The organism is Koromonas humicola (assembly GCF_059726255.1).
Genome location: NZ_AP040873.1, coordinates 1,859,379 through 1,874,082 on the forward strand (window position 1 = coordinate 1,859,379; position 14,704 = coordinate 1,874,082).

Below are 14,704 nucleotides of genomic sequence, written 5' to 3' on the forward strand. Positions count from 1 at the left end.
TGAGATTCGGTATCCGGCGGATTGCGACTAGGGGACGTTGAGTCGCATTTGGCGCGGCCGACCGTTCCCACTATGTCCAAGGAAGCAATCGTTGTCCGCGGTGCGCGGGTCCACAACCTAAAGAACATCGACTTCGAGATTCCTCACAACAGTCTCACTGTTGTCACTGGAGTATCTGGAAGCGGTAAGTCGTCACTCGCGTTTGACACCATCTATGCCGAGGGACAGCGACGCTATGTAGAATCTCTCTCTGCCTATGCCAGGCAATTCCTCGAACGCATCGAGAAGCCGGAAGCTGATCTCATCGACGGCATCGCTCCTGCAGTAGCCATTCGGCAGAAGAATCAGACTCGCAACCCGCGTTCGACGGTCGCAACAGCAACCGAAATCTACGACTACCTGCGCCTGCTATATGCTCGCATTGGAAGGACGTTCTGCCCGCAGTGCGGTCAGGAAGTAACTAACGATACCGTCGATGAGGTGGCGGATCGCATTTTGGGTCTCGGCGACGGCACACGAATTCAGGCGATGTTCCCCCTTCTACCGCTCTCGTCCACAAAGTCCAGTGAAAGCACAAAGAAGGTACGAGGTAAGAAGAAGCAGGCTGAACCTGACCCGAAAGACGCCTTGAAAGAACGCCTGTTCGAATTGCGAAAGCGCGGCTTCAATCGCCTCTTCCAAAACGGCGAAGTCTACGAGTTCTCTACTCCCGAGTCTCTGCTGGATGTCGACTTCAGCCAGCCAGTCCACATTCTGCTCGACAGGATTGTGGTCGATGGGGAGTCTCGCTCGCGCATCGTTGATGCCATCGAGAGCGGCTACCGCGAAGGCGGCGAAGTGGTTTTTGAAACCGCTCCCAGCGACGCAGAACCGCAGAGAATGCGCTTTTCTCAGCGTTTCGAGTGTAAGAACTGTCATTTGAGGTTTGAGCATCCAGAACCGAGACTGTTTTCATTCAACAATCCCTTTGGAGCCTGCCCACGTTGCCAGGGATTTGGAAACACGATTGACTTCGACATGAACCTCGTCATTCCAGACAAGTCAAAGTCTCTGGCCGAGGGTGCTGTCGAGCCTTGGACGAAGCCGAAGTACAAGCCTCTTGGTACCGATTTGCGCCGCGCAGCGCGAACTGCAGGCATTCCTCTGGATGTGCCTTGGTCCAACCTGCGCAAGGATCAGCAGAAGTTCATTCTGGAAGGTGATGGCAATTGGTACGGCGTGAGAGGCTTCTTCGAGATGTTGGAGAAGAAAAAGTACAAGCTGCACGTCCGAGTTTTCCTAAGCCGCTATCGTGGATACTCGCTCTGCGGAGAATGCGGTGGCGCGAGGCTTCGAAAGGATGCACGACTGGTCAAGATTGCGGGACTCGACATCTGCCAAGTGTCTTCTAAGACCGTGGAAGAGGCCGCACAGTTCTTTCAAGAGCTGAAACTTACTCGGGAAGAATCCGAGATCGGGGACAAGCTTCTGGAAGAGATTCGCGACCGGCTGCGTTTTCTGAACGAAGTTGGATTGGAATATCTCACCCTTGACCGCTTGTCTTCGACTCTCAGCGGAGGCGAAGCGCAGAGAATTCAGTTAGCGACCTCACTCGGCTCCCGACTCGTCGGCACGTTGTATGTTCTCGATGAACCTTCGATTGGGCTGCACAGCCGCGACACTGCCCGGCTAGTTCATATCCTGAAAAGTCTGCGCGAGCTTGGCAATACGATTCTGGTTGTCGAACACGATCCCGAGGTCATGACCGCCGCGGATGAGATTCTTGATCTCGGTCCTGGAGCTGGAGAGCACGGCGGTAAATTGGTGGCAAGCGGGACCTACGACGAGATCCTCTCGAATCACAAATCTCTCACCGGCAGGTATCTAAGCGGAGATATTCAGATTCAGGTTCCGCAACAACGCCGCTCGCCCGGAAAGCAAGCATTACATCTTCGCGACGCCCGAGGTCATAATCTGAAAGGTGTCGACGTGACGATACCGCTGAACATGCTGGTAGCGATTACCGGTGTCTCCGGATCGGGCAAGAGCACGCTGGTACACGACATTCTTTATCAGCGGCTTGCGGAGCTAAAGCGCCAACCCTCCGGTACGCCGAGCGAAGGAACGGTTACGGAACTCGATGGCGAACAATGGATCGACAATGTGCAGCTCGTGGATCAATCGCCGATCGGGCGCACGCCACGTTCGAATCCCGTTACTTACATTAAGGCGTTCGATCCGATACGCGAGCTCTTCGCTTCCCTTCCCGAATCGGTGAAGCACGGCTATACCGCCGGACACTTTTCGTTCAATATTCCGGGTGGCCGCTGCGAAACTTGTTCCGGTGACGGAACCGTCACGGTAGAGATGCAGTTTCTGGCTGATGTTGAACTCATTTGCGAAGACTGCAAAGGCACACGCTATAAGCCAGAGATTCTCGCTGTTAAGTACCGAGGAAAGAACATCCACGAAGTGCTAAACCTGACCGTGAAAGAGGCCCTGAGCTTCTTTAATGGTGTTCCGAAACTGATGGATAAGCTCCGCGTCCTCGAAGAGGTTGGGCTCGGATACCTCAGGCTTGGGCAGTCCGCCACGACGCTCAGCGGTGGCGAAGCGCAGCGCATGAAGTTGGCGGCTCACCTACAGCCACAGGGGCGCGACACCCTGCACAAGAACACAGATGGCACCACTGCGAAACGCAAGTCGCACAGCCTCTACATCTTCGACGAGCCCACTACAGGTCTGCACTTCGACGATGTGAGCAAATTGCTTGCTGCTTTCAAAAAACTTATCGACGCTGGCGGCTCGATAATCGTGATAGAGCACAATCTTGACGTCATCAAGGTCGCGGATTGGGTGATCGACCTTGGCCCCGAGGGCGGAGATCGAGGCGGAGAGATTGTCGCTACCGGCACTCCGGAAGAGATCGCGGCCAATCCCCTCTCCTATACCGGACAGTGGCTACGCAAGCTCCTTCCAGCTCAGGCGGTGGTCTCGTGAGAAGCGCCTTTGCCGTGGTCGCTGGAATGCTCGCTCTCGCGGCTTCCCTTTCTGCTCAAAAAGCCGCGCACACCACTTCAGCGAAAGAGCCTACTCCCGTGGTCCGAGCCGAAGCAGCTATGGATCAGCAGCGATGGCCCGAAGCTGAGAGCCTGTTACGTAAACTGATCGCAGCAAATCCCAAAGACGCCCGTGCGTGGTTTGACCTCGGGTACGTGATGCACGCCCAGCAGAACTATCCGGAGGCCATCCAGGCCTATCGTGGGGCAGTCGCTGCTCAACCAGACAGTTTCGAGTGCAATCTGAATCTTGGGTTGATGCTTGCGCATGAGAAGCAGCCAGATGCATCTAAGTACCTGGAGGCTGCTACGCAACTGAAACCGACCGGCGAGCACGCGCAACAATCGGCCGCACGCGCTTGGGCAGCGTTGGCTCAAGTGCAGGAGGATCAGTCTCCGAAGGCGGCGTTAGATTCCTGGTCTCACTCGGTTGCGCTTGCGCCGCAGAACATGGACACGCATCTTGAGTATGGCAGCGCACTAGAGAGAACTTCCGACCTCGCCGGCGCGGAGCGAGAATATCGCAAGGCGAACGAAATCGCACCAGACTCCACACGGCCACTGGCAGCTCTTTCTAACTTGTTCATGCGCACGCAGCGCCTATCCGATGCAGAAGAGACCTTGAGAAAACTCGTGGCCCGCGCACCTCAGGATCAGACCGCGCACCTCCAACTCGGGCGAGTGCTTAGCGCTAGTAAGAAAGATTCTGACGCAATCGCGGAGTTGCAGAAGGCTCTGGAACTGCGTGCCGACGATTGGGATGCTATGCGCGAACTGGCATTCGTCGAAGAGCGCGGCACGCAGTGGGCACCCGCTGAGAGCCACTACCGAACACTCCTCAAGCATTTTCCTGATGATCCCGAGATTCACAATGGCCTCGGCTCAGCGCTTCTGCATCAGTTGAAATATGCCGAGGCTGAGAACGAATTTCTGATTTGTATTCGTCTCAAGCCAAACTGGGGCGAACCGTACGGACAACTCGCGTTAGCTGCATCGGGGAACAAGAATTACCCTCTTGCGATCATGGCTCTCGACCAGCGCAGAAAGTACTTGGCGGAACTCCCCAGTAGCTATTTCCTGCGTGCAACCTGCTACGACCACTTGGGGCAATATGCCGAAGCCGTGGAGAATTACAAGGCGTTTCTCGCGATCTCCAACGGTCAATTTCCGGATGATGAATGGAAAGCAAGGCATCGTCTGATCGCGATTGAGCCACAAGCGAAAAAGAAGAAATGAAAGTGCTGCATCGTGTAACAATCCGCCTGCTGCTGACCATGAGCGTGGCAGTGATGCCCACGATGCTCTACGCGCAAGGTCCCACCACGGCTGAATTGCAAAAACGGGCAGATGCTGCACACGGTCAAGATTGTGCGCGCCTGAGCATTGCAGCAGCCCGCCGCCTCTTGGAGGAGGCAAATCACCAATTCGAGTCGGGCGACCTGAAGTCAGCTCACGCAAACATCGATGCCTCGGTAAGGTATGCAAGTCGAGCGGTACAGTGCTCTGTGGAAGCACACAAGGCGGAGAAGACCACTGAGATCGAACTCCGCAAATTGATTCGCCGAATGAAAGACATACTGCAGACCTTGGACTCCGAAGACCGGCCTCATGTATCTCAGGCCATCACTGAGCTTGAGAATCAGCGCGACAAAGAATTGCGTGGAATTTTCGGTGCCGCCGCGCCTAGTGGTGCGACAGAGAGAAAGCCATGAAGATTGTCATTGCCATCCTCCTCATATTCATCTGCGTTGGAGCACAAGCGCAGGTCCGTCGTCGAGATCCGCTGACTACCAGAGAGGTCGAGCAAATGCGCGATTCGGCACAGGATCCGAAGAAACGAATTGAGTTGCTCCTTTCGTTTGCCCGCGAACGGATGTTAGCTGTCGAACGGCTGCGAGGTACTACGAAGCCCGGGGTTGATGATCCAAATCGCATTGCAGATCTCCTTGGGGACCTGGCGATCTTAATCGACGAACTCGACGACAATCTCTCTATGTACAACGGCCACAGCGAAGACCTCCGCCGCCCGTTGCGCCACGTTCTCGTTACCGAGGAAGACTTCCAGAGGAAACTGCAGGCTATCTCCGACACTGCTTCCCCGCTGCAGAAGCGACGTTTTGCTGCTGCACTCGAGGATGCCGCCGATTCTCTGAAATCGAGTACCGAAAGCGCAAAGTCAATGCTGGCCGATCAGATTGAAAAGAAGGGTGAAGAAAAGAACAAGGAGAAGCTCGATCGAGAAGACGCCAAGCAGCAGCCATCCGTTCCCCCTAATAGCGCCGAGCATCAGTTACCTCCGGACTACACCGGTATGGGCGGTGCGGGTAGAACGCAAGGGCCTCGATAACCACGAGAGGTTTCTGGTAATCTGGACTTGCTTTGAAGGATTCGCTGCTGCCTCTGCTTCATGATACGTATCGGGAACTCCGGCCACGGGCTCCTCTCCCTGAATTTGATCTTCAGTTCTATCCTTTTGCGAACATCAACAACACGATTCGCCTGACAGATGGACGCCTGAAGGTTCGCCTTTCCGATCTGCTGGAAGGTGCGCCCGAACCAGTGCTGAAGGCCATCGTTCACATCCTCTTCGCTAAGATCTATCGCAAACCAATCGACGCGGGCCACACCTCGCGATATCGGCGCTACATCAGTTCGCACAGCATGATGGAAAAGGCACAGCAGGTACGGCAGTTACGTGGTCGTAAGCGCTTGGAATCGGCGAAAGGGCGATACTACGACCTGGATGAAGTCTTTGATTCCTTGAACATGCGGTTCTTCCACGGCCTCCTTGGTCGGCCACAGATGAGTTGGAGCGCGGAGAAAGCTCGCCATTTATTGGGACACTACGACCCGGCGCACAACGCCATCATCATCAGCAAGGTTTTCGATCAAGCCCGCGTGCCGCGTTTGGCAGTGGAGTACATCGTGTATCACGAAATGCTCCACCTGAAGCATCCGGTACGAATGAGAGGCAGTCGTCGCTGCGTTCATGGGAAAGAGTTCCGCGACGACGAGAACGCTTTCCCCTACATCGAAGAGGCTAAGCTTTTCCTTAGAACGCTGTAAGCCCTACGTTCGGTAGCGCCCTAGGTCGTCGTCGCTCAAACCTTCCAGCCACCGTCGCAGATCGTCGCCAGTAATCCGACCGGTCGAACCTGTTGCCATGCGAGAACTTTGAAGCACTTCCTCGTCCACGTATATCGGACAGTCGGTACGCATCGCGAGTGCGATCGCATCCGAGGGACGAGAGTCAATCATGATGGGCTCACCGTTCCTCGTCGCCCAGATCACGGCATAAAACGTATCGTTGCGAAGTTCCGTGACTACGACGCGCTCGATCTTCGCTCCAAGTCCTGTGATCGCGTTTTTGAGCAGATCATGCGTCATTGGACGTGGCGGAGAGACCTTCTCGATCTCAAGCGCAATCGCATTTGCCTCGAAAACCCCAACCCAGATCGGCAGAACGGAATCACTGTTTACGTCCTTGAGAACGATGATGGGCATGTTAGTTGTTGGATCCAACATGAGTCCCCGAATTCTCATTTCGACTTCCACACGATCCTCCCTCTGCCCTCACTGAGCTCAGACAATCTTGAACAGCGGCTCTGAAACCGGCACCTCGACCGCTGACACCATCTCGCCCACCAAACTGTTAGGATGCGAACGAACGACTCGCACGTCAGCATAGCCCCCCACCTTTGGAGAAGCCATCCCTTCGGGAACGGTAAAATTCAGTGTCTTGTTCTGCGAAGTGCGTCCGGTGACTTGATTTCGCGTGGGCTGAAAACCCTCAACCATTACTTCAAGCACCTCTCCGACGTGTGCTGCGTAGTTCTTCCGCTGTATTTCGCGTTGCCGCTCATTGAGAATAGCAAGCCGTTGAGTCTTCTCCTCTTCCGAGATTGCGTTCTCCATTGTGAGCGCGGGAGTGTTGGGCCGCGGCGAATACTTGAAGCTGAAGATCCCGTCATACTGCACTTCGTCCAGCAACGTGACCGTTTGTTCGAAGTCAGAAGCCGTTTCACCCGGAAATCCCACGATGATGTCCGTGGTAATCGAGATCTTCCTGTTCCTTGCTGCCTTGATCCACGATATGCGTTCGAGGTACTGCTCACGTGTGTATTCGCGGGCCATCGCAGCCAGCACACTACTGGATCCGCTCTGCACGGGCAGATGTACGTGGTCACAGAGCGTCGGTACAGAATCAATTGCCTCTACGATCTCGCGTGTGAAGTGACGCGGGTGCGAGGTGGTGAACCTCACACGCCGGATTCCCGGAACTTGCCCCACGGCAGTCAACAATTCAGCGAAATTGCGGCGCCCGAGAGGATCGGAATAAGAATTCACGTTTTGCCCGAGCATCTGAATCTCTGTCAGTCCGGAGTCTGCAATCCGGCGCGCCTCTTCCAGTACTGAATCCGAGGTGCGACTGCGCTCCCGACCACGCGTGTACGGCACAACGCAATAGGCACAGAACTTGTCGCAGCCCTCAATGATTGTTATGTACCCGCGATGAGGGTTAGTTCGTGCTGTGAAGTCTGTCTCAAACGTCTCCTCTGTCTCGCGATCATCGAGCCCCGTCGCGCGCTCCCCGCGTTCAATCTGAACCAGCATCTCTGGCAAGTTCCGGTAGCTCGCCGACCCCGCCACAAGAGACACATGCGGAGCTCTCTCAAAGATGCGTTCCCCTTCCTGCTGCGCAACGCACCCAATCACCGCAAACTTCTTCCCTGCCTTTTGCAGTCGCTTGAAGTCTGCCAGACGGTGAAAAACCTTCTGCTCAGCTTTGTCCCGGATCGAGCAAGTGTTGTAGAAGATCAAGTCCGCGTCTTCGACGGACTGCACCTGCCGATACCCTTGAGACACAAGAGATCCTGCGACTTTCTCCGAGTCGTGAAAATTCATCTGACAGCCGAAGGTCTCAATGAAAAATGTCTTTTGCTGATTGGAACTCACGCCAAATCCTTAAACTTCGCTGCGCGAACCGCCAAATGTCCTCGCACGTTTTCGGCTAATTATCGCAGATTCAACTAGACCTTCGAAGGGCTTCTCAATTCCGCATAATCCTGTGCATAACCCAAGTTGACGAAAGCTCTTCCAGTCTCTATCATCAGATCATTGCTTCAACGCAGAAGCTTGAAGTTGCCCCCTCGTTCAATGGTAGGACATCTGCCTCTGGAGCAGGTTATCGGGGTTCGAATCCCTGGGGGGCAGCCAAGACTCCGACGCGGTACACCCCGGCACTAAACTAATCCAGCCTTTCTCTATTAACACCCTAAAAAGGAATCCGGCACATTTAAGCCATCACAGCGTTTGCTAACGATTGGCGATTCCCTGCTCGGTCCTGCTTTCTGAGGACGCGACAAGGACTGCCTATGACGAACACGCAATCAGGATGTCTCGGGCACGATCACGCTAAACTTATTTTGCGGGGTTCAAAGCGCCATGGAGCCGCCAGCGAGCGTTCTCTTTCTTTCAGTGCGACTCTGCTCTCTGCGAGAAGTGTCGTGCTCTGAACGACAAATCTGGCGTTCACTCATTGCTCGAGCCCAGGTACAAGTCGCGAACCTAGTAACGAACGGCTCCCCCATCTACCAGTGCTGACATGCCTACTGCGATCACCCGGAGAGATTGCGCCTGGGCATTCAGCTGTTCACCGGCGGCTGCGCTTTCCTCGGCCGTTGCAGCATTCTTTTGAGTCACCGCTTCCATCTGAGACATTGCGGAAGAAATCTGGGACAACCCGCGTTGCTGTTCTGTGCTGCTCGATTTCACAGCCTCAATAATCGATCCGATATGCCCCGCCTCTTCGACAACAACATGAATCGCAGCCTCCATTGCAGATGCCTTTGCGCTGCCATTCATCACGCTCTCTACTGAAGATTCAATCAGCTGAGAGGTCTCCTTCGCCGCTTGCGCGCATCTCTGGGCCAAAGTACGTACCTCATCCGCCACAACGGCGAACCCAGCTCCTGCGGCACCCGCCCGTGCAGCTTCAACCGCTGCATTCAGGGCTAAGATGTTGGTTTGAAAAGCGATCTCGTCAATCACCTTGAGTATCTTCTCGACTTGTGAACTCGATTTGGAGATTTCCTGCATGGAAACCACCAGCTCTTTCAACCGAAGACTCGCTGCTTCGATGTTCTCTCGCGATGACTCGACTGCGGTGGCTGCATCTACTGCATTGACCGCATTCTGCTGAGTAATGGCATCTACCTCGTGAGTAGATGAAGATGTTTCTTGAATCGAAGCGGCCTGCTCAGATGCGCCTTGTGCAAGAGCCTGTGAACTCGCCGAGACTTGTCCGGCCGCGCTCGACACCTGCTCGGCAGTCTGCGTCAACTGATCCGCCTGTCGTGCAAACGTCACAATTACGTTCGATACACCAAACCAGACTCCTAGCACGGATGCGACGGAGAGTGTCACCACAAATCCATTCACGAGCAGAGACTGGCTGCTTAGATCCGCAGCTCTCTCGTGCGCTTCCGCCGCAAGCTTTTCTTGGTGCTTCAAGATTTTCTCTGCAGAGGAACTCAATTCTTTGCCAATCGCGACTGAGTTGTCTGCCCCTTTGACCGCCTGTTCTGCCTTATCTTGTCGGCACAGTTCGTCCGAAGCTCGATGGCTCGACACGTACTCACTGGTCTTTTGCCGCATATTCGATAACAGCCCTCGCATCTCGGGGCTCATAAGCAAAGGTTCCAGTTCGTCGTAGTGCGCTCCTATGTCCTTGACTACCTGATCGAATTCCCGCCGGCTCATATCTGCCTTCTGCTGATCGTGCGCTAGCGAGAACTCGAGCAATCCACGATGGTGCAGTCGCATCAATGCAAGTTCAGTCTTGATTTCCGCGCCGATTCTGAGCTTTTGGACGATGGGCCCCGTAGCCGTATCCAGTTTCGAATCGTATTCGGAACGCATGTAAAACGACCACAGCGACAAGAGCAACACGCATGCGAAGATCGATCCAATTGCTACGAGCGCTTTTTGCTTGAGCGACATTTCTTAGAGACCTCTGAGTAGTGGCAATACCGTCCGGGTACTATCGGCAGTGTGTTTACAGTTCATTAGTTGGAATCCGGGAACGGAACCGCACATCCGGAAGCTGCAATTTCTTCTGTCTCGATTTCGCGAGCAGATCGAGACCATGCGACTCTCCAACCATTAACTACGTACTCAACGCCGCATACTTGCCAACTTGCTCAGTCGGTTTATCGTTTGGCAATTCACTCTTTCGAGCCCATCCCCGGGGTCGACTGTCCTCTACGTGCACTCGGCGAACATCGTTCTCCTTTTCCGGAGGGCGCGTCCCTCATTGATCTGGGCTTTTCTGCTTGACTCCCCAGAGACCGTTTCCCGGCACTGCATTCACCCTCAAGGACTTCGCGTAGAGGGAATCTCGTATTTTCAAGAGTTCTCAACTGCCAATATCACCGTCGCGACTGACCCACGTCACAGCCTCAATGTTTGTGCGTAAAAGAGAATGTTTTATCCGCGAAAGGACTCATAAATGGGTACAACTACTGTTCCTCAGGTGGGCGCCATGCTCACTCTCCCCGGAGATGCCGTTCGCCAGATTCTGTGGCGATTTGCAGACCGATTCGATCTACAAATGCTGGTACAGTCGGCTCGAGCCGTCGCGCGCGGTCCGGTTGCGCACATGGTTGCCTCTGGAGAGCGCAACACCCACGAATGGACCCCGGCTAAGAACGACATGATGGTGGCCTTTGACAACGCTGGTATCACGGCAGCGTTCATGGAGCCGGAAGAAGGCGGATTTATCAGTGGTCCAAAGAATCTGGCTCTCTCCCTGGCAGCCTTCGAACTTGCCTGGGTTGATGGCGGAGCCGCTACGGCAAGTCTCGCGGGGTTCCTCGCTCTAGCCCCCATTCACGAGCGCGGTACAGCCGATCAGAAATCGCACTACATGGCATTGGCAGCTCCTCCGCAACCTGGCGAGAACCGCAAAACCAGACGCGGAGCTTTCGCCCTCACCGAACCCATTCCTTACGTTGGCGTAGATACCGGCTTGCTCAGCGGACGTATGACGATTGCGGAATGGAAGCCCGGTGAAGAACCGATGCTTCAGGTGGAGAAACGTGGACGCTTCATCACCAACATCGCATGCGCGGACTTTGCCACCGCAGCGGTTGAGTCTGGCGACGAACGCATCAAGGGGAGTTGCGTCATTATTCTTGAGGACGGTGACGAGGGAACCTTTGATCGCGGAACGGCTACCAAGAAGCTGGTTCACCAGCTTTCGTCCACCGGTGATCCGATCTTTAGTCTCAAGGTTCCTGCCAGCCGCATTGTCGGCGGATACACGATCAAAGACGGACAGATCGTGCCGAACTACAGCCACAGCGAAGTCATTGAGGCTGTATTCCGTCGCACGCGCGTGACCGTTGGCCTTATGACCTCTGCAAAACTCCTTTCCGCAGTCGAACCTGTCATCCGTTACCAGCGCACGCGTTTTCGCGGCGCCGAGACGATCAAGGAAGGAAGCCTGCGCTACGAACTCGGGATTCAGCAGCGTGAGGACGCGCTGCAGCGACTCGTGGATGTGTGGGCCTCTGGCGAGGCAAGCGCTTCACTTGGCTTCGCTGCCGCCCGGCTGTTCGACGAGCTCGATCCGTTGGAGAAGCAGAAGACACAGATGTTGCTCGAGCGCGGAGTTCAGGGCGGTCGCGCCGAAATGAAGGCTCTGCGTGAGACCGAAGCCCGAGCCATTGAGTTGATGAGCAATCACCTCACACCCGAGCGTCGCGCCGAACTGGAATCTGATCCTCTCGTTCAGTATGCCCTGGTTGATGCCGCAGCTAACGTGCTCTGCCCTGCCACTAAGCTCTGGAATACCGGCCAGGGAGCAAACATGATGCGCGAGGCTGTGAGCCTGATGGGCGGCTATGGGATCACGGAGGACTGCCCCGGATTCCTCGCCAACAAATGGATGGACGCGCAGCTTGAAGCGACCTACGAGGGCCCCGAAGCTGTGCAGCGCCGCCAACTGACGGTCACGATGACCAGCGAGGTGTTCCTGGCTCAGTTCCGCCGCTGGATCAAAGAAATGCGCGGCATCGCCTCAGAGCGTCCCGGCACTGGCGCTTGCACTCTTGCGACCGCAATGACGATGTGGCTCTGGACACTGAACTACACACTCCACGCTAAGGATGCGAATGGCGACAAACTCTACCATGGACAGCGTCAGGGAGTGACGTTTGCGTTGGCGGATGCACTTTGCTGGTTGCTTGCATCGCGCTGCCAGATCCTCGACGTGCAGGAATTGGAGGCACGCGGCAGCAACGATCCCTCCGTTTCCGAAGGATTGCCCGCCACGCTCCAGTTCCTTGGCGACTTGTGCCACGTTCAGGCAGCCCGCGCCGCTGGGGAGGTCTCGCGAATCTGCTCCGAACTGGTCTATGGCTACAATCGTCACCCAGCATGGGACGCCGAAGGTCACAAAGCCTGTTTCCAAGTTGAGGAATTGGATGAGCTGGAAGGGTTCATCCCCGGGCTCGCTGCGTGCGCGACGGACGTGATCTCTGATGGAGTGCACCCGGTGAAGGCTGGACCGTGCGCAGGATGCTCGGGCTCGGTCGATTTCCTGCGCCTTCAAAACAAGCTGGCGACATGCCTGACGGGCTCGCGCCTTGCGAAGGACCGCGCCGCAGAAACCGTGTCGAAGGTCATGATTCCTGAAGCATTGGACTACCCCGCATGAGCGACGTAAACATGCAAACGGATGCTAGTCAGGAGACGGTAGAACGCCCGCAAATGGAAGTTGATATTGCATGCGTGGGATTCGGTCCGGCGATGGGTGGCTTTCTCACTACGCTAACTCGGGAAATCGCTGCCAACCCGGCCGATCCAGCGCTTGAAAGCAAGGCGGCTCCGGGAATGCCTCTGCAGGTGCTGTGCTATGAGCGAGCGGACGATATTGCCGCAGGCGTTAGCGGTGTTGTGACACAGGGCGCGGCAATCCGTCAGAGCTTCCCCGAACTGAACCCTTCGGAAGTTCCGATGATGGTCCCAGTCAAGCAGGAGAAAGTGCTATACCTGCTCGATCCCATCGGAGCAAGCCGACGTTCATGGGCATTGCGCGCTGGCGATGCTGCTATACGAGCATTGAGCGGTGTACTTCCGGTTGAGCATTACGCCCTCGACCTTCCCTATACTCCAGCGTTCCTCCAGAAACACGAGGGGCTGGTAATGTCCATAGGACAGTTCAACCAGTGGGTTGGTGGCCAACTCATGAGCAGTGGTGTCGCACAGATATGGCCGGGAACTCCTGTAGGCACTGCCCTTTTCGACCGCAAAGCAGTCATTGGCGTTCGCCTCGCCGACCAGGGTGTAGATCGTCACGGAACCCCGGAAGGTGGGTTCATGCCGGGCATGGACGTGCACGCTGCACTGACGGTTGTGGGTGATGGCCCTGTCGGTCCAGTGGGTCGCAGCATCGACCATACCCTCGGGATGCCCAATGGACATCATCAGCGCGAGTGGGCCGTCGGCATGAAGATGGTGGTGGAGTTACCGCAAGGTAGCCCTCTACGACCAGGCACGGTCTTCCATACATTCGGCTTCCCAGAACCGGAGATTTTCGGATTCTTCTATGTTCATCCGGACAATCTTGCCTCGGTTGGAATCTTCGTCCCGTCGTGGTTGGCCAATCCGACGCGTAGCTCCTATCGATACTTGCAGCACTTCATGCAACATCCGTACCTCTGGCGCTATCTCGAAGGTGGCACTATGCGCTCCTGGGGTGCGAAGTCTCTGCAAGAGTCAGGTGCAAACGGAGAACCTTTCCTGGCTGGCGATGGGTATGCACGGATCGGTGAAGGTTCGGGTAGCACCAATATGCTGACCGGATCCGGCGTAGATGAAGCGTGGGCGACCGGAGTGCAACTCGCAGAAGCGGTTGCAGAACTGTTACGTGCTGGCAAGCCTTTCACGCAAGAGAATCTGGAAACCACTTATGTGAGGCGCCGTCGTTGCAGCTTCGTCGAGAAAGGTGCGCGGGCCGCAAAGGATGCTAGAAACGGGTTCCACCAAGGAGTGGTGCGCGGGCTCATCGGTATGGCGCTCGCTGGTCTTACAAATGGGAAATTGTCAGTAGGCGCAAATATTCGTCCGTCGCACAAGCAGATCGATTCACTGCGTCGCTTCTATTCACATCGATTACACGATGACCGACTGCAAGCGGCAATGGAGAGCGCAAAATCTGGAACTCGCTTGTTGAGCGACGCCATTATGGAAGCCTGCGGATGGCCGGAAATCCAATGCGACGGCAAGCTCTTGGTCTCACATCAAGACGCACTGCTGATGGGAGGCAAGGTGCAAGCCGCACCGGGGTTTGCTGACCACGTAATCTTCCGCGATCCCAGCCTTTGCGAACATTGCCAAGAGAAGACATGTGTATCGATGTGCTCAGGTCAGGCAATCACACGTGCTGACGGTGCTGTGCCTGCGTTTGATCGCGAGAAATGTGTGCACTGTGGTGCATGTCTTTGGAACTGCACTCAGTCTCCGGATGGCGAATGCTCGAACATCGATTTCAGCGCGGGTGCTGGGGGATTTCATTCCGCAGAGAACTAATCGCGTTACATTGAAGTATCAACTCAGAATGTAGGAATCAGAAACTCATGGGAAACGGTTTTCACATTGTG

At 55.5% G+C, this 14,704-nt stretch carries 10 protein-coding genes and 1 tRNA gene; 8 read left to right on the plus strand and 3 right to left on the minus strand.

The features are described from left to right. The first annotated feature begins 72 nt into the window (after positions 1-72). Genes uvrA through AC6IZD_RS08055 form a run of 5 tightly spaced genes read left to right on the plus strand, consistent with a single transcriptional unit; the run spans position 73 to position 6,104 of the window. A complete protein-coding gene (gene uvrA, locus AC6IZD_RS08035; RefSeq protein ID WP_497787171.1) occupies positions 73-2,979 on the plus strand; it encodes an excinuclease ABC subunit UvrA in 2,907 nt (968 codons plus the stop codon). Next, positions 2,976-4,274 carry a tetratricopeptide repeat protein gene (locus AC6IZD_RS08040; protein ID WP_497787172.1) on the plus strand — a complete coding sequence of 433 codons (1,299 nt, stop codon included), beginning with the start codon at positions 2,976-2,978 and terminating at the stop codon, positions 4,272-4,274. Before uvrA ends, AC6IZD_RS08040 begins: the two co-directional genes overlap by 4 nt. Further along, positions 4,271-4,750 carry a hypothetical protein gene (locus AC6IZD_RS08045; RefSeq protein ID WP_497787173.1) on the plus strand — a complete coding sequence of 160 codons (480 nt, stop codon included), beginning with the start codon at positions 4,271-4,273 and terminating at the stop codon, positions 4,748-4,750. The genes AC6IZD_RS08040 and AC6IZD_RS08045 overlap by 4 nt, the downstream gene beginning before the upstream one ends. Beyond that, positions 4,747-5,385, plus strand: coding sequence for a hypothetical protein (locus AC6IZD_RS08050; protein ID WP_497787174.1), 639 nt, complete (start codon positions 4,747-4,749; stop codon positions 5,383-5,385). Before AC6IZD_RS08045 ends, AC6IZD_RS08050 begins: the two co-directional genes overlap by 4 nt. 32 nt (positions 5,386-5,417) lie before the next feature. After that, positions 5,418-6,104 (plus strand): SprT-like domain-containing protein, encoded by a 687-nt coding sequence (locus AC6IZD_RS08055; RefSeq protein WP_497787175.1) that lies wholly within the window; start codon positions 5,418-5,420, stop codon positions 6,102-6,104. A gap of 3 nt (positions 6,105-6,107) precedes the next feature. On the opposite strand, the gene AC6IZD_RS08060 is transcribed toward AC6IZD_RS08055, so the two are convergent. Next, a complete protein-coding gene (locus AC6IZD_RS08060) occupies positions 6,108-6,581 on the minus strand; it encodes a bifunctional nuclease family protein (protein ID WP_497787176.1) in 474 nt (157 codons plus the stop codon). A 39-nt stretch (positions 6,582-6,620) separates the two neighbouring features. Further along, entirely contained in the window at positions 6,621-7,994 is a 1,374-nt protein-coding gene (gene miaB, locus AC6IZD_RS08065; RefSeq protein ID WP_497787177.1) for a tRNA (N6-isopentenyl adenosine(37)-C2)-methylthiotransferase MiaB, read from the minus strand. A 187-nt stretch (positions 7,995-8,181) separates the two neighbouring features. On the opposite strand from miaB, the gene AC6IZD_RS08070 reads away from it, so the two are divergent. Continuing rightward, positions 8,182-8,255 (plus strand) — tRNA-Gln (locus AC6IZD_RS08070). Positions 8,256-8,606: 351 nt separating this feature from the next. Here AC6IZD_RS08070 and AC6IZD_RS08075 read toward each other — a convergent pair. Next, on the minus strand, positions 8,607-10,040 hold the full coding sequence (locus AC6IZD_RS08075) for a methyl-accepting chemotaxis protein (RefSeq protein ID WP_497787178.1): 1,434 nt from the start codon (positions 10,038-10,040) through the stop codon (positions 8,607-8,609). A 508-nt stretch (positions 10,041-10,548) separates the two neighbouring features. Between AC6IZD_RS08075 and AC6IZD_RS08080 the strand changes: the two genes are divergently transcribed. Continuing rightward, a complete protein-coding gene (locus AC6IZD_RS08080; RefSeq protein WP_497787179.1) occupies positions 10,549-12,759 on the plus strand; it encodes an acyl-CoA dehydrogenase family protein in 2,211 nt (736 codons plus the stop codon). Continuing rightward, entirely contained in the window at positions 12,756-14,633 is a 1,878-nt protein-coding gene (locus AC6IZD_RS08085; protein WP_497787180.1) for a hypothetical protein, read from the plus strand. The genes AC6IZD_RS08080 and AC6IZD_RS08085 overlap by 4 nt, the downstream gene beginning before the upstream one ends. The last annotated feature ends 71 nt before the right edge of the window (positions 14,634-14,704 follow it).

What these genes read in the sequence shown, in the direction of transcription:
- AC6IZD_RS08045 (WP_497787173.1), top strand. Translation starts at nt 4,271, where the DNA reads ATGAAAGTGCTGCATCGTGTAACAATCCGCCTGCTGCTGACCATGAGC.
- AC6IZD_RS08050 (WP_497787174.1), top strand. Translation starts at nt 4,747, where the DNA reads ATGAAGATTGTCATTGCCATCCTCCTCATATTCATCTGCGTTGGAGCA.
- AC6IZD_RS08075 (WP_497787178.1), bottom strand. Translation starts at nt 10,040, where the DNA reads ATGTCGCTCAAGCAAAAAGCGCTCGTAGCAATTGGATCGATCTTCGCA.
- AC6IZD_RS08085 (WP_497787180.1), top strand. Translation starts at nt 12,756, where the DNA reads ATGAGCGACGTAAACATGCAAACGGATGCTAGTCAGGAGACGGTAGAA.
- uvrA (WP_497787171.1), top strand. Translation starts at nt 73, where the DNA reads ATGTCCAAGGAAGCAATCGTTGTCCGCGGTGCGCGGGTCCACAACCTA.
- AC6IZD_RS08060 (WP_497787176.1), bottom strand. Translation starts at nt 6,581, where the DNA reads ATGAGAATTCGGGGACTCATGTTGGATCCAACAACTAACATGCCCATC.
- AC6IZD_RS08080 (WP_497787179.1), top strand. Translation starts at nt 10,549, where the DNA reads ATGGGTACAACTACTGTTCCTCAGGTGGGCGCCATGCTCACTCTCCCC.